Source organism: Burkholderia sp. 9120, assembly GCF_000745015.1.
Lineage (GTDB): Bacteria > Pseudomonadota > Gammaproteobacteria > Burkholderiales > Burkholderiaceae > Paraburkholderia.
The window spans coordinates 6301423-6321448 of sequence record NZ_JQNA01000002.1 but is presented as its reverse complement, the minus strand read 5'-3'; the positions used below and the strand labels follow the sequence as shown (position 1 = coordinate 6321448).

The following is a 20026-nucleotide window of genomic DNA, read 5'->3' as shown; positions in this document are numbered from 1 at the left end:
GCGGCATGAATGCCCTTTGCGCGCTGCCTCGATGCTCTACCCCAAACCTGGTGCCGCTTCAGCGGTCTTCTCGGTGCAACAAACCTCAGCCTGCCAATCGCCTTTCAACTGAAAGCGGCACGCAAGGCCGTTGCGAAAGACTATAGCCTGTGACTCGCCCATTCGACAAATGGTGCTCGAAGCGCGGGTAGAATCCGCGACACCGATGCCCACCCTCCTATATTCCATGCTCACACGATTTCTTCCGCAGGTGCTTCGCAATCGGCCACGCATGCTGATCGGTCTGGCCGTCGGCGTCGTCGCCGCGTTTCTGTTGCCCGCCCACACGCGTCCCATGGTGCTCGGCCTGGCCGGCTGGGACGCCGCCGTCTGGACCTATCTGGTGCTGATCTGGGTACACATGGCGCTCGCCGACGAAGGCGACGTGCGCGAATACGCCCGCCGCGACGATGAAAACGCGGGCGTGGTGCTCGCCATCATCTGCGTGGCGACGGTCGCCAGCCTGGCCGCGATCGTGCTCGAACTGGCCTCGGCGAAGGGCACTGCGGGCGCTTCGACCGCGTGGCACTACGCGCTGACCGGCCTGACGATGGTCGGCGCATGGTTCATGATTCCGACCATCTTCACGTCTCACTATGCGCGGCTGTACTACGACCCGGACGTCGACGAGACGCCGTTGCTGTTTCCGGATCACAAGCTCCAGCCGAATTACTGGGACTTCCTGTACTTCTCGTTCACCATCGCGGTGGCCTCGCAAACTTCCGACGTGGTGTTGCGCTCGCGCACGATTCGCCGCGCGGCGCTCGCGCAGTCGATCCTGTCGTTCTACTTCAACGTCGCGGTGCTGGGCTTGTGCGTGAACATCGCAGCGGGCCTCGTCGGTTCGTAAGCGCACTGCTGCTCCAGTTTTTCGGGTGACCGTGCGACCTGCTCGGCTCGCCCCACGCCCCGTGTAAAACCCGGACGACGCCGCCCGATTTACACGCGGGCCGCCACTTCAGCCAGACCTTAGCCCGTCGCCATCCCACCTTCCAGCGTCCCCCGCATCCTCCTGCGGGGCGCACGCTCGCCCCCCGTTCGCCGTGTTTCCAGACCATACTGGCACACCGATTGCTGCGTCTTGCGAACAGTTCCGGCCAGCCCGGCGTCACCGTGCGTGGCGTCAAAGCACTCCCTTACTGGCCAGCGGCGTGACGATCTTTGCACTACATTGACCAGTACGCGCCTTCGCTCGACGCAATCGCGCGGTAGCGGTATCCGGCTCTGGAAGCCCAATGAGCGCTGTGATCGCATGCCAATTGCATCCACACCGCAGCAGGACGAATCTGGAAACGACCGATGGAATCTCCAAACGGGTACGCGCCACGGATTTACTTTTTTCATTCACTTCTGGTTGGACCGCTCGCCGCGTGGCCCGCGCAGTTCGCGCACGCCGCCGCGCTGGGCTTCGATCATGCGTTGATCGGCAGTCTCTTTGAGCCGGGACAGGCAGGCCACGGGCAAGTGGTCGGCAATCACGCCAGGCTGCATCCGGTATTCGAGGCGCAAGCGTCCGCTGTCGAGTCGATTCGCACGCTTGCGACCACGGCCCATCAGCATGGCGTGACCTTGCTGGCCGATCTGGTGATCGACCGGATGGCCGCCGATGGCGCGCTCTACGCCGAACATGCCGACTGGTTCCATCCGTTCGAGTCGGAGGAAGCGCGACTCGATCCGCGCCATGTGCATCGCGAGGACAACGTCGCGTATGCGAATTTCAACGAGGCCGGCAGTCGCGCCGCGCTAACGCTCTGGTGGACGCAGCAATTGCTGTCGCTCGCCGAGGCTGGCGTGGGCGGCTTCCGCTTCGACTCGCCCCATCGCGTGCCCGCTGCCGTCTGGCGGCAGCTCGGCGAAGCGGTGCGCGCCCGGCATCCGCACGTGCGCTTTCTCGCCGCGACGCCCGGTCTGTCACGCGGCGACCTGCCCGCGCTGGAAGGCGCGGGCTTCGACAGCGTGTTCACGTCGGTGCGCTGGTGGGACTTCCGTTCAAGCTGGATGGTCGAGGAGCACGCCGCACTGGCGCGCCTCGGCTCGCCGATCGCGTTCCCCGAAGCACCCTACGGCACACGCCTCGTCGCCGACCTGAGCGACGCGCACGGCGCCGGTATCGTCGAGCGTGCTTATCGGCGCGCGCTGTTCGCGTCGGCGTCGACCGGCACCGGCTGGATGATGCCGATGGGTTTCGAATACGGCATCGCCGAGCCGATGTCGCAAACGCGCGGCGACGCCGCGCAATTCGCGCTCGCGGCTCAGGCGAAGCAGTTCGATCTCTCCGAGCGCATTGCGCATGTGAACGACGTTGCATGCAACACGGCAACCCTGCACGCCAACGGTGAATTGCGCCCGCTAAGCGGGCCAGGCGCGCCCGCCGCCGTGCTGCTGCGCGCCGATCAGCCCGACCTGCGCGACGCCAACGAGGCGATCCTGATCGCCATCAATCCCGAACTCGGCGCGCCGGTGCGCGTCGACCCTGCGCGCTTTTTGGTGGGCGTACCCGGCAACTTCACGCGTTTCGTGCCGCTCGACGCGCCCGGTCACACCACGCCGGTCACGTTGACACCGTTCACACTCGCCCCCGGCGCGGTCCGCCTGTTCCGCGCGGTGACGGAAAAACCGATCCGCCTCGCGCCGCCGATCGACAAAGCCAACAGCAAACGCAGCGGCCGCAAAACGGTGATCGAGGCGCTCAGCGCGCCGCGTGTGGCGATAGAAAACGTGACGCCTTCCGTCGACAACGGCCGATTCCCGGCCAAGCGCAGCGTCGGCGAACGCGCCGAGATCCGCGCCGCGATCTTTGCCGAAGGTCACGACAAGATCGCCGCCGCCGTGCTCTGGCGTGCCGCCGACGAAACCGCGTGGCACGAAGTCCCCATGTCCCCCGCGCAACCCGCCGGCCTCGACATCTGGACCGCGCGCATTCCGCTCGAACGCCTCGGCCGCCACGAATTCACGGTGATCGCCTGGCGCGACGACTTCGCGTCGCTGGTCGAGCATATCCAGAAGAAGCTGAAGGCGGGCCAAACCGTCGAACTGGAACTTGACGAAGCCTCGCATCTGTTCGCGCTGGTGCTCGCGGAGGTCGAAACCGTGGAAGGCGCGATAACGGAACCGCTGGAACACATCGTCAAGGTCTTCACGAAGTCCGACCCGGACACCAAACTCGCCTTGCTGCTCGCGCCGACCACCGCGAAGGCGATGAGCGCCGCGCGCCACCGGCCGTTCCTGAGCCGCGACCCGATCATCTACAAGATCGACGCGGACCGCACCGCCGCGCGCTTCGCAAGCTGGTACGAGATCTTCCCGCGTTCCATGAGCGACGACGAAGCGCGCCACGGCACCTTCGCCGACGTCACGACGAAACTGCCGCGCATTCGCGACATGGGCTTCGATGTGCTGTACTTCCCGCCGATCCACCCGATCGGCGGCGCGAATCGCAAAGGCCGCAACAACACGTTGAATGCGCAACCGGGCGATGTCGGCAGCCCGTATGCGATCGGCGGCGCGGAAGGCGGTCACACCGCCGTGCATCCGCAACTCGGCACGCTCGACGACTTCAAGGCGATGCTCGCCGCCGCGCACGCGCACGGCCTCGAAATCGCGCTCGACTTTGCCGTGCAGTGCTCGCCGGATCACCCGTGGTTGAAGGAGCATCCGACCTGGTTCGCATGGCGTCCCGACGGCACGCTGCGTTACGCGGAGAATCCGCCAAAGAAATATCAGGACATCGTCAACCCCGACTTCTATGCGCACGACGCCAAGCCCGATCTCTGGCTCGCGTTGCGCGACGTGTTCCTGTTCTGGATCGATGCGGGCGTGCATATTTTCCGTATCGACAATCCGCACACCAAACCGCTGCCGTTCTGGGAATGGGTTATCGGCGATATCCGCGCGCGCTTTCCGGACACGATCTTTCTTGCCGAAGCGTTCACGCGGCCGCGCATGATGAACCGGCTCGGCAAGATCGGCTTCTCGCAGTCGTACACGTATTTCACGTGGCGCGAATCGAAGCGCGATTTCATCGAGTACTTGAACGAACTCACGCGAACCGATGCGCGCGATTTCTACCGGCCGAACTTCTTCGTCAACACGCCGGATATCAACCCACGGCATTTGCAGTCGCAAGGTCGCACGGGTTTTCTGATTCGCGCGGCGTTGGCCGCGACGCTGGCCGGTTTGTGGGGCGTGTACAGCGGTTTCGAGTTGTGCGAGGCCGCCGCCTTGCCGAACAGCGAGGAATATCTCGACTCCGAGAAGTACCAGTTGCGCGCATGGGACTGGAACCGGCCCGGCAATATTGTCGGCGAGATCAGTGCGCTGAACCGGATTCGCCGCGCGAACCCGGCGCTGCAAACGCATCTCGGCCTCACGTTCCTCACCGCCCACAACGACAACATTCTGTTCTTCGAGAAAGCCACCGAGGCGCGCGACAACGTGATCGTCGTCGCGATCAATCTCGATCCGTTCAACGAACAGGGCGCGGACGTCGAGTTGTCGTGGGAGACGTTCCAGCACTGGCATCTGCACGACCACGGCGCGCTTGAAGTCACCGATCAGATGACCGGCGCGCGCTTCGAATGGCATGGCCGCTGGCAGCACGTTCAGCTCGGCTCCGGTCAGCCGTTCTCGATCTGGCGGATCGCGCCGCTCGGCGGCCTGCCCGCCGAACGCCCCGATGAAGCCGACAGCGACTCCGACAGCGCCCATCACGCAGACGCTGGCAATCCAACCCAAACGGAAGGTGCGATATGAAGCGTGACGATTCAGCCCAAGCCACATCGCAAGCTCATGGCAACGCCGCCGCCGGCAGCGCGGCGAAAGCCCGTTCGCATCGGCGCGGCAAACCCGCCGCGTTGAGCGACGATCCGCTCTGGTACAAAGACGCGATCATTTATCAGGTACACATCAAGTCGTTCTTCGACGCGAACAACGACGGCGTGGGCGATTTCCCCGGCCTGATCGCCAAGCTCGACTACATCGCCGAACTCGGCGTGAACGCGATCTGGCTGCTGCCGTTCTATCCGTCGCCACGGCGCGACGACGGCTACGACATTGCCGATTACCGCAATGTGCATCCGGACTACGGCCAGCTCTCCGACGTGAAGCGCTTCATTCAGGAAGCGCACGCACGCGGCATTCGCGTGATTACCGAACTGGTGATCAACCACACGTCGGATCAACACCCCTGGTTTCAGCGCGCGCGCCGCGCGAAGCCGGGCTCGAATCATCGCAACTACTACGTGTGGTCCGATACCGATCAGAAGTATCAGGAAACGCGCATCATCTTCATCGACTCGGAGCCGTCCAACTGGTCGCATGATCCGGTAGCCGGCGCGTATTACTGGCACCGTTTCTACTCGCACCAGCCGGATCTGAATTTCGACAATCCGGCCGTGCTGAAAGAGGTGTTGCAGGTCATGCGCTTCTGGCTCGACATGGGGATCGACGGGCTGCGGCTCGACGCGGTGCCGTATCTGGTCGAACGCGAAGGCACCAACAACGAAAACCTGCCGGAAACGCACGCGATTCTGAAGAAGATCCGCGCCACCATCGACGCCGAGTATCCGAACCGGATGCTGCTCGCCGAAGCGAATCAGTGGCCGGAAGACGTGAAGGAATATTTCGGCGACGAAGACGAATGCCACATGGCGTTCCACTTCCCGCTGATGCCGCGCATCTACATGTCGATTGCGAGCGAAGACCGCTTCCCGATCACCGACATCATGCGGCAAACGCCGGACCTTGCCGAGACGAACCAGTGGGCGATTTTCCTGCGCAATCACGACGAACTGACGCTCGAAATGGTCACGGACTCCGAGCGCGATTACTTGTGGAACACCTACGCGAGCGACCGCCGTGCGCGGCTGAATCTCGGCATTCGCCGCCGTCTCGCGCCGCTGATGGAGCGGGACCGCCGTCGTATCGAGTTGATCAATTCGCTACTGCTGTCCATGCCTGGCACGCCCGTGATCTATTACGGCGACGAACTCGGCATGGGCGACAACATCCACCTCGGCGACCGCGACGGCGTGCGCACGCCGATGCAGTGGTCGTCGGATCGTAACGGCGGTTTCTCGCGCGCCGATCCCGAACAACTGGTGCTGCCGCCGGTCATGGGTTCGCTGTACGGCTTCGACGCGGTCAACGTCGAAGCGCAAAGCCGCGACCCGCATTCGCTGCTGAACTGGACGCGCCGCATGCTGGCCACGCGGCGCGCGAAGCAAACCTTCGGGCGCGGCACGATCCGCTTTCTCAAGCCGGAGAATCGCAAGATCCTTGCGTATCTGCGTGAAACGCCGGGCGAGCCGCCGATCTTGTGCGTGGCGAATCTGTCGCGCGCGCCGCAAGCGGTGGAACTCGACCTGTCCGAGTTCAACGGCTCCGTGCCGATAGAAATGACCGCCGATTCGGTGTTCCCCGCCATCGGCCAGCTCACCTATCTGCTGACGTTCCCGCCGTACGGCTTCCTGTGGTTCATGCTGTGTCCGGGTGGCCAGCGTCCGACCTGGGCGCAAGCGCATTCGGAACCGCTGCCGGAATTCGTGACGATCGTGATCCGCGAAGGCCAGGCCGGCCCGACGCCGGAAAATGTACGCCTGCTCGAATCCGAAGTGCTGCCGTCGTGGCTGAGCCGGCGCCGCTGGTTTGCGTCGAAGGATCAGAAGATGCATGCGGTGCGGCTTGCCGCGTTGACGACGATTCCGAACGGCGGCTTCGCGTTCACCGAAATCGAAGCGGACGTGGGCGATCACACCGAACGCTACGTCGTGCCGATCGCGATCACCTGGGGCGGCGAGACGACGACACCGCTGTTCATGCAGTTGGCGTTGGCACGCGTGCGGCGTGGCCGCAACGTCGGCCATTTGACCGACGCATTCGCGCTGCCGATCTTCGCGCATGGCGTGATGCGCAAGCTGCGCGAACGTGCAGTGGTGCCGACCGTGCAGAAGAGCGAAATCAAGTTTCTGCCGACCGAGCGTTTCGACGAACTCTCAGGGCTCGGCGAGCGGCCGGACATTCGCTGGCTCGCGGCCGAACAGAGCAACAGTTCGCTGATCATCGCCGACGCCGTGGTGCTGAAGCTGGTGCGTCGGCTTGTCAGCGGCATTCATCCGGAAGCGGAAATCAGCCGTTACTTGACCCAGCTCGGCTACGCGAACACCGCGCCGCTGTATGGTGAAGTGGTGCGCGTCGATCCCGAAGGCGTGCCGCATACGTTGGCGATCCTGCAAGGCTTTATCGACAATCAGGGCGACGCGTGGAACTGGTCGCTCGACTTCCTGCGCCGTTCGGTCGACGAGCTCGCGATCGCCGTGGATACCGACGCGCAGTCCACGCCGGACCGCGGCAACGAAATCAATCTGATGGAAGGCTATAGCGCGTTGGCAGGCATTATCGGCAAGCGGCTCGGGGAGTTGCATGTCGCGCTCGCCTCGCCGACCGACGACCCCGCGTTCTCGCCCGAACCCGCGAGCGCCGAACAGGTGAAGGCCTGGGTCGACGGCACGCAGGCGATGCTCGCCGGCGCGCTCGACTTGCTCGTGCCGCGCATCGAGCAGATGAGCGACCCGGAAACCCATGCGCTCGCCCAAAGCCTGGTTGACCGTCGCGCTGCACTCGTCGAGGTCGTCGACAAACTGGTTTCCGTCGAAACGGGCGCGCTGCGCACCCGCATTCACGGCGACTTCCACTTAGGCCAGGTGCTGGTGGCGCAGGGCGACGCGTTTCTGATCGACTTCGAAGGCGAACCGGCACGTTCGCTCGACGAGCGTCGGCAGAAGTCGAGCCCGTTGCGCGACGTGGCCGGCTTGATGCGTTCGTTGTCATATGCGAGCGCGGCCGCGCAGTCCACGATGGAGAGCGCGCCGCAGCAAACCGCCGATCGCAAGCTGGCGCTGTTCGACCGCTTCCGCGCGCATGCCACCGACACGTTCCTGACGGCGTATCGCGCCGCCGCGGCGGATGCCGCGACACCGCTGGTCGCGCCCGAAGCCGAACAGGCGCTGCTCGATCTGTTCCTGATCGAAAAGGCCGCTTACGAGATCCGCTACGAAGCGGCCAACCGCCCCACGTGGCTCGGTCTGCCGGTGCGCGGCCTCGCCGCGCTCGCCAATCGTCTACTCGGCGATACTGGCGCACCGTCACACGATTCCTCAACCCAGGCGCCCGGCGCCGCCACACCGCCTAACCCGGCCGAGGGCGACTATGAGTGAGCATGATCCGGCCGCAGGCCTCCAACCGCTCGACATCGACGCGCTCGTCGAAGCGCGTCACCCCGATCCTTTCTCGCAGCTCGGGCTGCATCAGACGGACGCGGGTCCGGTGGTGCGCGCGCTGTTGCCGAACGCATCGCACGTCACCGTAATCGCGCGCGCCGACGGCGCGACGCTCGGCGAGCTCGAACAACTGAGGCCGGGGCTGTTCGCCGGCCGCGTCACGTCCGCGGCGCCGTACCGCTTGCGGATCGACTGGCATGGCGTCGTGCAGGAAATCGAGGACACGTATTCGTTCGGCGCCGTGCTCGGCGATGAACCGCTCGGCCGTCTCGCCGGCGGCGATCCGTACGCGGTGCTCGAACTGCTCGGCTCGCGTCCCATGGAAGTGGACGGCGTGCCCGGCGTGCGTTTTGCCGTGTGGGCGCCGAACGCGCGGCGCGTCTCCGTAGTGGGCGACTTCAATGCGTGGGACGGCCGACGTCACCCGATGCGGCTGCGTCATCAGGCCGGCGTGTGGGAGCTGTTCGTGCCGCGCGTCGGAGCCGGAACACGCTACAAGTACGAGCTTTTGTCGCGCGATGGGCACCCGCTGCCCTTGAAGGCCGACCCGTGCGCGATGCAAACCGAGAAGCCGCCGGGCACGGCGTCGGTGGTCGCGCATGTCGACGAGATCGAACAGTTTCCGTGGAGCGATCACGAGTGGATTCAGTCGCGCGCCGCGAAGCAAACGCCGCGCGCGCCGATCTCGATCTACGAAGTGCACGCCGAATCCTGGCTGCGTGTCGCCGAAGAAGGCCAACGCGGCCTCACCTGGGAAGAACTCGCCGACCGGCTGATCCCGTACGTGAAAAGCATGGGCTTCACGCACGTCGAGTTCATGCCGATTGCCGAGCATCCGTTCGGCGGATCGTGGGGCTATCAACCGCTCGGGCAGTTCGCGCCGTCGGCGCGCTTCGGCAAGCCGGAGCAATTCGCCGGCTTCGTCGACAAGGCGCACGAGGCCGGTCTCGGCGTGATTCTCGACTGGGTGCCCGCGCACTTTCCGAACGACGCGCACGGTCTGGTCGACTTCGACGGCACGCCGCTCTACGAGCACGCCGATCCGCGCGAAGGCTATCACCAGGACTGGAACACGATGATCTACAACCTCGGCCGCAACGAGGTGAGCGCGTTCCTGATCGCCTCGGGGCTGGCGTGGCTGAAGCGCTATCACGTCGACGCTCTGCGTGTGGATGCGGTCGCCTCGATGCTGTATCGCGACTATTCGCGCGCCGCCGACCAGTGGGTGCCGAACATTTACGGCGGCCGCGAAAACCTCGAATCGATCGCGTTCCTGAAGCGGCTGAACCACGAAGTCGGCTATGTGCCGGGTGTGCCGGGCGCGATCACGATCGCCGAGGAATCGACCGCATGGCCGGGCGTCACGGCCAAGGTCGAAGACGGCGGCCTTGGCTTCCAGTTCAAATGGAACATGGGCTGGATGCACGACACGCTGCACTACGTGGAAGAAAACCCTGTCTACCGCCAATACCATCATCACATGATGACGTTCGGCATGGTGTACGCGTATTCGGAGCGCTTCGTGCTGCCGCTGTCGCACGACGAGGTGGTGCACGGCAAAGGCTCGCTGCTCGGCAAGATGCCCGGCGACACCTGGCAGAAGTTCGCCAACCTGCGCGCGTATTTCGGTTTCATGTGGACGCATCCGGGCAAGAAGCTGCTGTTCATGGGCGGCGAATTCGGCCAGATGGCGGAGTTCAATCACGACACGTCGCCGCATTGGCATCTGCTCGACGATTCGAACCACCACGGCGTGCAGATGCTGGTGCGCGATCTGAACCGGCTGTACCACGACGAACCCGCGCTTTACCTGCTCGACTGCGAACCGGGCGGCTTCGAATGGCTGGTCGGCGACGACAACGGCAACAGCGTGTACGCCTATCGCCGCACCGATGGCGCGGGCCGCGAAGTGGTCGTGGTCTGCAACATGACGCCGGTGCCGCGCGTCGGCTACCGGCTCGGCATGCCGCGCGGCGGACGCTGGGTCGAAGTGCTTAATACGGATGCCGCCGTGTACGGCGGCTCGAACATGGGCAACGGTGGCCTGATTCAAACCGACGCCGTGTCGAGCCACGGCTGGCCGCATTCGGCGGCGCTCACGCTGCCGCCGCTCGCGACGATCGTGCTGCGCGCGGATTGACGAAGTTGTTGTAGAGCGAGCGCGCGGCGTGACAAACCGCGCGCTCGTTGCATGAAGACCCAAGCGAGCGTTCAACAATCAGAACAAAGGAAGGGGAATCATGTCGCATGCAATGCCCGACCGGCTTCTGCCCGGCTCGCCCTACCCGCTCGGCGCTAGCTGGGACGGTCTCGGCGTCAACTTTGCGGTGTTCTCGGCGAACGCGCAAAAAATCGAGCTTTGCCTGTTCGATCCAACCGGCCGCAAGGAAATCCGCCGCTTCACGCTGCCCGAATGCACCGACGAGGTCTGGCACGGCTACCTGCCGAACGCGCATCCCGGTACGGCCTATGGATTTCGCGCGCATGGGCCGTATCAGCCGCAGCACGGGCACCGCTTCAATCCGCACAAGCTGCTGCTCGATCCGTACGCGCGCAAGCTGGTCGGCCAGTTTCGCTGGTCGGACGCGCTGTTCAGCTATCGCGTGCATTCGAATCGCGCGGACCTTTCCATCGACCGGCGCGATTCGGCGCCGGCCATGCCCAAGTGCGTGGTGATCGACGAAGCGTTCGACTGGTCGCACGACAAGCGCCCCAACGTGCCGTGGGGCGAGACCGTGATCTACGAAACGCATGTGCGCGGCGCGTCGATGCTGCGCGCCGATCTGCGTCAGCATGAGCGCGGCACGTTCGCCGCGCTGGCGTCGCCGGAGTTTATCGAGCATCTGCTGAAGCTCGGCGTGACTGCGGTCGAACTGCTGCCCGTGCACGCGTTTCTCAACGATCGCTTTCTGGTGGAGCGCGGGCTGCGCAACTACTGGGGCTACAACACGGCGGCGTTTTTCGCGCCGGAGCCCTCGTATCTGAGCACGCACCGGCTCGACGAAATGCGCATTGCCGTGCGCCAGTTGCACGCGGCCGGCATCGAAGTGATTCTCGACGTGGTCTATAACCACACCTGCGAAGGCAACGAGGCGGGCCCCACCGTGTCGTGGCGCGGCCTCGACAACGCCAGCTACTACCGCCTGATTCCCGGCGACGAACGTCACCACATCAACGACACCGGTTGCGGCAACACCTTGAATCTGCCGCATCCGCGTGTGCTGCAGATGGTGATGGATTCGCTGCGCTACTGGTCCACGGCGTTCAATATCGACGGTTTCCGTTTCGATCTCGGCGTCACGCTCGGGCGTGAGCAGCACGGTTTCGATCCCGGTTCCGGTTTCTTCGACGCGTTGCGCCAGGACCCGATCCTGTCGCAACGCAAGCTGATTTCCGAGCCGTGGGACATTGGTCCTGGCGGCTATCAGCTGGGCAATCATCCGCCGGGTTTCGCCGAATGGAACGATCGTTTCCGCGACACCGTGCGCCGTTTCTGGCGCGGCGACGCCGGCTTGCGTCCCGATCTCGCCGCGCGCCTGACCGGCTCGGCCGATCTGTTCAACCGGCGCTTCCGCAAGCCGTGGGCATCGGTCAATTTCGTCACGTCGCATGACGGTTTTACGTTAGCCGACGTCACCGCTTACGAGCAGAAGCACAACGAAGTCAATCGCGAAGGCAATAACGACGGCCACAACGAAAATTGCAGCCGCAACTGGGGCGTGGAAGGTCCGAGCGACGACGCCGCGATACTCGCTACGCGCAAACGCGTGACCCGCTCGCTGGTCGCCACGCTGCTGATCGCCCTCGGCACGCCGATGCTGCTGGCCGGCGACGAATCGCTGCGCACCCAGAACGGCAACAACAACGCGTACTGCCAGGACAACGAGATCTCGTGGATCGACTGGGAGCGCGCGCAAACGCCCGACGGGCAGCAGATGGCCGAGTTCGTCGCGCGCGTGATCGCGTTACGGAAACAGCATCCGTTGCTGCGCGAGACGCGCTTTCTGTTCGGCGACCGCGAAGTGTTGCCGGGTCTGTTCGACGTCGGCTGGTTCGACGAGCACGGCGATCCGCTCACCATCGAAGCGTGGCAGGACCCTGAAGGCCGCGCATTCACGCTGCGACGCGCCGGTCCAGGCCTGAATGGCGAAACCGAAGTATTGTTGATGATGCTCAACGCGAATCAGGAGACGCTGCGCTTTACGCCGCCCGCACCGCATCTGGAATGGCACGTGCTGCTAGACACAGCCGAGCCTGAAAGCGGGCCGTACCGGCTGGCAGCGCCGGAGGTCGAAGTCGGCGCGCATAGCCTCGTGATGCTGGCCGCGCAACCGGTGGGCGAAGCCGATTGGCAAGCCGGCTGGAAAGCCGGCGCGCAACACGGGCCGCGGCTGTTGACGGCGCTGCCGCCCGATCCGGGCGCGCATCCGCCGCGTAGCGATACGTCGCCGACCACGTAGGCGGAAACGGCGTCACGGGATGAACCGCATGCAGAGCGGCCGGGTTGTAGCGCGTGAGATCGCCAACGCGATTCACGCGTAAAACGCGGCTCGACAGCACATTCGAATGAGGAAGAATCATGTCTCAAAGTCCGATTGATCCTCACGCGCATCATCACGCGCATTGCCTGCCGTTCGGCGCCCAGTTGCTGGGCGCGGCAGGGGCCAAACCGCGCACGCGCTTCCGGTTCTGGGCGCCGTCGTGCCAGCACGTTCAGGTCGACGTCGAAAACGGCCCCGCGCAAGGCGCGCACGCCATGACGGCCACCGGCAACGGCTGGTTCGAAGCGACCGTCGAGAGCGGCGCGGGCACGCTGTACCGTTTCCGGCTCGACGATGAGCACGCCGTGCCCGATCCGGCGTCGCGCTTTCAGCCGCAAGACGTGCATGGCCCGAGCGAAGTCATCGACCCGCGCGCCTACCGTTGGGAACACACGCATTGGCATGGACGGCCCTGGGAAGAGACCGTGCTGTACGAACTGCATGTGGGCGCGATGGGCGGCTATGCGGGCGTGCAGCAGCGTCTGCCGGCGCTGGCCGCGCTCGGCGTGACGGCTATCGAGTTGATGCCGTTGAACGACTTTCCCGGGCGGCACAACTGGGGCTATGACGGCGTACTGCCGTATGCCCCCGATTCCGCGTACGGCCGTCCCGAAGAACTCAAGGCGCTGGTGGACGCCGCGCATGGTCTCGGCCTGATGGTATTTCTCGACGTGGTCTACAACCACTTCGGCCCGGACGGCAATTATCTGCACCAATACGCGCGCCCGTTTTTCCGCGAGGGCACGCATACGCCGTGGGGCCCCGCTATCGACTTCGAGCGCAGCGAAGTGAGCGACTTCTTTACCGACAACGCCGTCTACTGGCTCAACGAATATCGCATCGACGGGCTGCGTTTCGACGCGGTCCATGCGATCGACAACCACGCATGGCTGCGCGAATTGTCCGACCATATCCGCGCCAAAGTGCAGCACGGCCGCTATGTGCATCTGGTGCTGGAGAACGAGCACAACAGCGCGACGCTGCTCGAAGCGCACTTCGACGCGCAGTGGAACGACGACGCGCACAACACGCTTCATGTGCTGCTGACCGGCGAAACGGAAGGCTATTACCACGCGTATGAAGATCAGCCGATTCGCCGTCTGTCGCGGGTGTTGTCGGAAGGCTTCGCGTATCAGGGCGATCCTTCGCCGATTCACGACGGCAAGCCGCGCGGCGAATCGAGCGGGCATTTGCCGCCCACGTCGTTCGTGATGTTTCTGCAGAACCACGATCAGGTCGGCAACCGCGCATTCGGCGAGCGGCTGCGCAAACTAACCTCGGACGACGCATTGCGCGCCGCCACCGGTTTGCTGCTGCTGTCGCCGCAAATCCCGCTGCTGTTCATGGACGAGGAATACGGCTCGACGCAACCGTTCCTGTTTTTCACCGACTACACCGGCGACCTCGCCGATGCTGTCCGCGAAGGACGCCGCCGCGAATTCGCGCGCTTTTCCGCCTTCAGCGACGAAAAGCGGCGTGCGCAGATTCCCGATCCGAACGACGCGAAGACGTTCGCGGCCTCTTCGCCGCCCGCGCTTGATGCGTCGGTTTCCGCGTCGAGTAGCGACGATGCGAAAGACCGGCTCGACTGGATGCACTTCTACAAATCCGCGCTGGCCGTGCGCGCCAAGCTGATCACGCCGCGCCTGAAGCATGGCAAGGCGCTCGGCGCGACCGTGCTGAGCGGCGCGAACGGCGGCGACGCCAACGCGCTCGTGGCGCGCTGGAAACTGTGCGATGGCGAGACCTTGTCGATCGCGTTGAATTTGTCGAAGGAAAGCGTGGCGCTCAGCGAGGTGCCCGCCGGCAAGATCGTTTTCGAAACGCCGCCGCGCGTGCGCGAGCAGATCGACACCCAGGTGTTGCCGTCGAACGCGTTTGTCGCGTGGCTGACCGGCGACGTCTGCGACTATGCAACCGGCCACGACGCCCGCATTGCCAGCCAACAGGAGCGCCACGCGTGAGCACTCGACGCAACGATACGATCGTCACCCTCGCCACGCGCGCCGGTTTCGAGGTGGAGTGGCAGGACGCGCACCACACAACCCAGCATGTGCCCGAAAGCACGTTGGCCGTGCTGCTCGAACGCATGGGTTTGCCGTGCGGCAACGCGACGCAAATCCGCCAGAGCGCCGCCGCGCTGGAGGCCGAATTGTCGGGCCGCAAGCTGCCGCCGCTGATGACCGCCGAAGTGGGACGCGGCATCGCGTTGCCCGCCGCGGCGATCCGCTCGGGCAGTCATTATCGGATCGAACTCGAAAGCGGTTCGATCATCGACGGGCGCTTTACGGCGCCTAAAGGCGAAGAAGCGCTGCTCGCGCCCATCGACGAACCCGGCTATCACACGCTCGTGCTCAACGAGCAACGCATGACGCTGGCGGTGGCGCCGGCACGCAGCTACACGGTGGCGGATGCGTGGCGCACGCTGAACGACAGCGCCGACAGCGACAGCGACAAAGCGAAAGACAGCGCCGCGCACGCGCCGCCGTTGTGGGGCATCGCCGCGCAACTGTACGGCTTGCGACGCGTCGGCGACGGCGGCATCGGCGATTATTCGGCACTCGCGCAACTCGCCATCGAAAGCGCGCGGCGCGGCGCGCATGCGCTCGCCGTCAGCCCGACTCACGCGATGTTCAGCGCGGAGCCGGATCGCTTCAGTCCGTATTCGCCGTCGTCGCGCTTGTGGTTGAACGTCACGCATATCGATCCCGCCGCCGTATTCGGCGCGGACGCGGCACGCAGCGCGCTAGAAGCCGCGCACGGCACCCAAAGCTGGTCGGCATTGGAAGACTTACCGCTGATCGACTGGCCGAACGCGGTCGTCCTGAAGCTGAAGGTGTTGCGCTCACTGTACGAGCATTTCTGCGAGCAGGACCGCGCGCACGAAACGCCGCGCGCGTCGGAATTCCACGGCTTCTGCGAACGCGCCGGTCGCGCGCTCGAAGACCATGCGCGTTTCGAAGCGCTGCAAGCCGCGCAGCTCTCGCAGGAAGGCGGCAACGGTCATTGGCGCCACTGGCCGGAAGCGTTGCGCGATCCGCGCAGCGCCGAGGTCGAAGCCTTCGCCGAAGCGAATCGCCACGAAGTCGATTTCCATCTGTTTCTGCAATGGCTGGCCGCAAAAGGTTTATCGCACGCCCAACACGCCGCGCGCGATGCCGGCATGGCCGTCGGCCTGATCGCCGATCTCGCGGTGGGCTGCGATAGCGCCGGCAGTCACGCCTGGTCGTATCGCGACGACATGCTGCAAGGCGTGTCGGTCGGCGCGCCGCCGGACCTGTTCAACCAGGCCGGCCAGGCATGGGGACTCACTACCTTCTCGCCGCGCGCCATGCGCACGCAGGGCTTCTCCGCGTTCATCGACATGTTGCGCGCAGCGTTCGCGCATGCGGGCGGCATCCGGATCGATCACATTCTCGGCTTGCGTCGGCTGTGGCTCGTGCCCGAAGGCGAAAGCGCGCGCAACGGCGCGTATCTGCGCTACCCGCTCGAAGACCTGCTGCGCCTGATCGCGCTCGAATCGTGGCGGTTTCGCTCGATCGTGATCGGTGAAGACCTCGGCACCGTGCCGCCCGGTTTTCGCGAGCGGCTCGACGAACATGGTCTCGCGGGCATTCGCGTGTTGTGGTTCGAGGGCGCGCACGGCGGCAAAGGGTTCAAGCCGCCGCACGAGTGGGACCGCAACGCCGTCGGCACCACCACCACGCACGATCTGCCCACCGTGGCCGGCTGGTGGCGCGGCAGTGACATTGTGTGGCGCAACCAGATCGGCCAGACGATGGCGCGCGCCGACGGCCGCGATCCGGTACAGCTCGCGCAGGAAGAACGCGCGAACGATCGCGCCGACATGTGGCGCGCGTTCCAGTCGGCCGGCGTGGCCGCGCGGGGTGTGGAAGCGCCGCCGCCCGACGATGCCCCGGTGGACGAAGCGCTGGCTTTCGTCTGCGCCACACCGGGTCCGCTGGTGACGTTTCCGCTCGAAGACCTGCTCGGGCAAGTCGAGCAGCCGAATCTGCCCGGCTCGATCGACGAACACCCGAACTGGCGTCGTCGCGTGAATCTGCCGATCGACGAACTGTTCAGGGACGACGCTTTCTGCGACCGCCTGCTTGCCGTCGATCGCGAACGCCGCGCCGCGCGCGCCGCCGTTCCTTCTTCCAACGCTTCCGCGGAGCCTGATACGCCATGACCGTCCCGCGCTCCACGCTTCGCCTCCAGTTTCACCGAGGCTTCACCTTCGACGACGCCGCGAAGCACGTCGACTATTTCGCCGCGCTCGGCATCAGCCACGTGTACGCGTCGCCGATCACCACCGCCGAACCCGGATCGATGCACGGCTACGACACCGTCGACTACACCCAGGTCAGCGCCGAATGCGGCGGCGAGGCGGGCCTCAAACGTCTCGTCGAGAAGCTCCGCGCGCACGACATGGGGTTGCTCGTCGATATGGTGCCGAACCATATGGGCGTGGGCGGCGCCAGTAACGCGTGGTGGCTCGATATTCTCGAATGGGGCCGGCACAGCGCTTACGCGCGTCATTTCGACGTCGACTGGCATTCGCCGGATCCGGCATTGCGCGGCAAGGTGCTGGCGCCGACGCTCGGCGCGCCGTATGGCGAAGAACTCGCGGCAGGTCGCATCGCGCTGCATTTTGACGCGGAGAACGGGCGTTTTTATATCGGCTACGGTCCGCATGTGTTCCCCGTGTGCCCGATCGATTACGCGTCGATCCTGCAAGGCGCGGAGCGGGCCGATCTTAACGCGCTCGCCGAACGCTTCAACGGGCTGACGACGCAACCCACCGATCATCCGCGTGCCGCCGAAGGGCGCGAGATGTTGCGCGAGTTCGTCGCGCGACAAGGCAGTTCGGCGATCGATGCCGCGCTGGAAGCGTACGCGCCTGGCGATCCGGTGACGCGTGACCGTTTGCATCGGCTGATCGAGCGGCAGCATTTTCGGCTTGCGTGGTGGCGCACCGCATCCGACGAAGTCAACTGGCGGCGCTTCTTCGACATCTCCACACTCGCCGGCGTACGCGTGGAGCGGCCCGAAGTGTTCGACGCGGTGCATGCGCTGATTTTCCGTCTCTACCAGGAAGGCGTGGTGGACGGACTGCGGATCGATCACGTGGACGGGCTCGCCGAGCCACGCGAATACGCGCAGCGATTGCGGCAGCGGCTCACGGAATTGCGCGACACCGCGCCGTATGTGGTGGTCGAAAAAATTCTCGCCCGTGGCGAACCGCTGCGCGACGATTGGCCCGTGGATGGCACGACCGGCTACGACTTCATGAACGACGTGGGCGCGTTGCTGCACGATCCCGCCGGCGCGGAACCGCTCGCGCAGACATGGGCCGAACTCACCGGCCGCAGCCCGCGTTTCGCGGACGAAGCGTTGATCGCGCGCCGCAAGATTCTCGCGGAGAACCTGTCCGCGGAACTGGATCGGGCAGCGCGCGCGTTGCATCGTATTGCGCGCGATTCGCTGACCACGCGTGATTTCACGTTCACCTCGCTGCGGCGCGTGCTGACCGAACTGGTCGTGCATTTTCCGGTGTATCGCGTCTATCCGCAGAACGGCTTGCGCAGCGCCGCCGACAACGTCTATTTCGACCAGGCGCTCGAAGGCGCAAAACAATCGCTGTCGCGCGCGGACCTCGTCGTACTCGATCGCGTGAACGCGTGGCTCGGCGGTAGCGCGGAAGAAGCGCCGAGCGGACGCCCCAGCGCGCCGCCGCAGCCAGGTCAGAACAACGCGCCGCCCAGCCACGCCGGTTCGTCGCGGCGCACCGCGCAAACGCTGTTTTCGCAACTGACCGCGCCGGTCGCCGCGAAGGCGGTCGAAGATACGGCGTGCTATCGCTACGGCCGGTTGTTATCGCGTAACGAAGTCGGCGCGGACCCGGGTGAATTCGCGCTGTCGGTCGAGCAGTTCCATGCCGCCAATCTGGAACGCGCGCAGCGCTTTCCTCACGCGTTGCTCGCCACCGCCACGCACGATCACAAACGCGGCGAAGACGTGCGCGCCCGTCTCGCGGTGTTGAGCGAAATCGCGGCGGACTGGAGCGCGACGTTGCGCGCGTGGTCGACGTTGAACGCGCCGCATCGCCGTACGCTCGACGGCAAGCCGATCGGCAGCGTCGCTCAGGACACGCACGACGACTGGTCGCCGGGCCCTGCCGCCGAAGCGATGCTGTATCAGACGTTGGTGGGCTGCTGGTCGCCGGAGTTGAAACCGGACGACGCAGCGGGCGTCAAGGAACTGGCCGAACGTGTCGCGCAATGGCAATTAAAGGCGTTGCGCGAAGCGAAGCTGCAAACCAACTGGCTCGCACCCGACGAAGCGTATGAAGCCCGCTGCCGCGATTTCCTGTTCGATATCCTCGCGCCGCAGCGACGCGACGACTTTCTGAAAGAACTATCGACGTTCGTCGCGCGAATTGGCCGCGCCGGTGCACTCAATAGTCTGCAACAGACGGTGTTGCGGCTGGCGTCGCCGGGGATTCCCGATCTGTACCAGGGCACCGAGTTGTGGGACTTCAGTCTGGTCGATCCGGACAATCGCCGGCCGGTGGATTTCGCTCAGCGTGAAGCGTGGCTCGTGCAGACGCCGCCGTCGGATTTCCTGCCGACCTGGCGCGACGGACGCGTGAAGCTCGCGGTCGTGCAACGCGTGCTGGCGTTGCGCACGCATTTGCCGGAGTTGCTGAGTCAGAGCGAGTACCTGCCGCTTACCGTGCGCGGCGCGCATGCCGCGAATGTGATTGCGTTCGCGCGACGGCATGGCAATGCGTGGGCGGTGGTGATCGCGAGCCGGTTGGCCTCCGGCTTGCTCGATAACGATGACGATGACGCCAGCGATCTGCCGATGGTCGATCCGCAGAAATGGGCGGACACGGCGATTGAAATGCCGTCCGATCTGTTGGCGCGCGCGCTGTTCGATTGGCTGAGCCCCGCAGCGCCAAAGGTCGATGAGCACGGCTTGCTGTATATGCGCGACGCGCTCGGTGCAATGCCGATAGCGGTGCTGGTGGAGGATGGCGTGCCACGCAGTTGATCGCGTCTCTTTCTCCTGGCGAATGAAAGGCGGTTAAAGCACGCGAGCTTTAACCGCCTTTTTCACTGGCTGGCTGATTCAGTGACTTACTGGCGTTATTCAGCGCGATGCCTT

At 65.0% G+C, this 20026-nt stretch carries 8 protein-coding genes; all 8 read left to right on the top strand.

The annotated features are described in order from the left end of the window. Nucleotides 1–226 precede the first annotated feature (226 nt). The 8 genes from FA94_RS35990 to treY all read left to right on the top strand — a co-directional run bounded on the left by FA94_RS35990 (nucleotide 227) and on the right by treY (nucleotide 19912). Nucleotides 227–889, top strand: a complete 663-nt coding sequence (locus FA94_RS35990; protein WP_035561076.1) for a DUF1345 domain-containing protein — start codon at nucleotides 227–229, stop codon at nucleotides 887–889. A gap of 449 nt (nucleotides 890–1338) precedes the next feature. Further along, entirely contained in the window at nucleotides 1339–4791 is a 3453-nt protein-coding gene (locus FA94_RS35985; protein WP_063771816.1) for a maltotransferase domain-containing protein, read from the top strand. After that, nucleotides 4788–8252, top strand: a complete 3465-nt coding sequence (treS, locus tag FA94_RS35980) for a maltose alpha-D-glucosyltransferase (protein WP_035561072.1) — start codon at nucleotides 4788–4790, stop codon at nucleotides 8250–8252. The genes FA94_RS35985 and treS overlap by 4 nt, the downstream gene beginning before the upstream one ends. Continuing rightward, nucleotides 8245–10455, top strand: a complete 2211-nt coding sequence (gene glgB, locus FA94_RS35975; RefSeq protein WP_035561069.1) for a 1,4-alpha-glucan branching protein GlgB — start codon at nucleotides 8245–8247, stop codon at nucleotides 10453–10455. The genes treS and glgB overlap by 8 nt, the downstream gene beginning before the upstream one ends. A 100-nt stretch (nucleotides 10456–10555) precedes the next feature. Next, nucleotides 10556–12775 carry a glycogen debranching protein GlgX gene (gene glgX / locus FA94_RS35970; RefSeq protein ID WP_035561066.1) on the top strand — a complete coding sequence of 740 codons (2220 nt, stop codon included), beginning with the start codon at nucleotides 10556–10558 and terminating at the stop codon, nucleotides 12773–12775. Between the two features lie 119 nt (nucleotides 12776–12894). Next, nucleotides 12895–14820 (top strand): malto-oligosyltrehalose trehalohydrolase, encoded by a 1926-nt coding sequence (gene treZ, locus FA94_RS35965; protein WP_035561063.1) that lies wholly within the window; start codon nucleotides 12895–12897, stop codon nucleotides 14818–14820. Continuing rightward, nucleotides 14817–17045 carry a 4-alpha-glucanotransferase gene (gene malQ, locus FA94_RS35960; protein WP_035561061.1) on the top strand — a complete coding sequence of 743 codons (2229 nt, stop codon included), beginning with the start codon at nucleotides 14817–14819 and terminating at the stop codon, nucleotides 17043–17045. The genes treZ and malQ overlap by 4 nt, the downstream gene beginning before the upstream one ends. Beyond that, nucleotides 17042–19912 (top strand): malto-oligosyltrehalose synthase, encoded by a 2871-nt coding sequence (gene treY, locus FA94_RS35955; protein WP_035561058.1) that lies wholly within the window; start codon nucleotides 17042–17044, stop codon nucleotides 19910–19912. The genes malQ and treY overlap by 4 nt, the downstream gene beginning before the upstream one ends. Nucleotides 19913–20026: the final 114 nt, after the last annotated feature.

What these genes read in the sequence shown, in the direction of transcription:
- treZ (WP_035561063.1), top strand. Translation starts at nt 12,895, where the DNA reads ATGTCTCAAAGTCCGATTGATCCTCACGCGCATCATCACGCGCATTGC.
- treS (WP_035561072.1), top strand. Translation starts at nt 4,788, where the DNA reads ATGAAGCGTGACGATTCAGCCCAAGCCACATCGCAAGCTCATGGCAAC.
- FA94_RS35985 (WP_063771816.1), top strand. Translation starts at nt 1,339, where the DNA reads ATGGAATCTCCAAACGGGTACGCGCCACGGATTTACTTTTTTCATTCA.
- glgX (WP_035561066.1), top strand. Translation starts at nt 10,556, where the DNA reads ATGTCGCATGCAATGCCCGACCGGCTTCTGCCCGGCTCGCCCTACCCG.
- glgB (WP_035561069.1), top strand. Translation starts at nt 8,245, where the DNA reads ATGAGTGAGCATGATCCGGCCGCAGGCCTCCAACCGCTCGACATCGAC.
- FA94_RS35990 (WP_035561076.1), top strand. Translation starts at nt 227, where the DNA reads ATGCTCACACGATTTCTTCCGCAGGTGCTTCGCAATCGGCCACGCATG.
- treY (WP_035561058.1), top strand. Translation starts at nt 17,042, where the DNA reads ATGACCGTCCCGCGCTCCACGCTTCGCCTCCAGTTTCACCGAGGCTTC.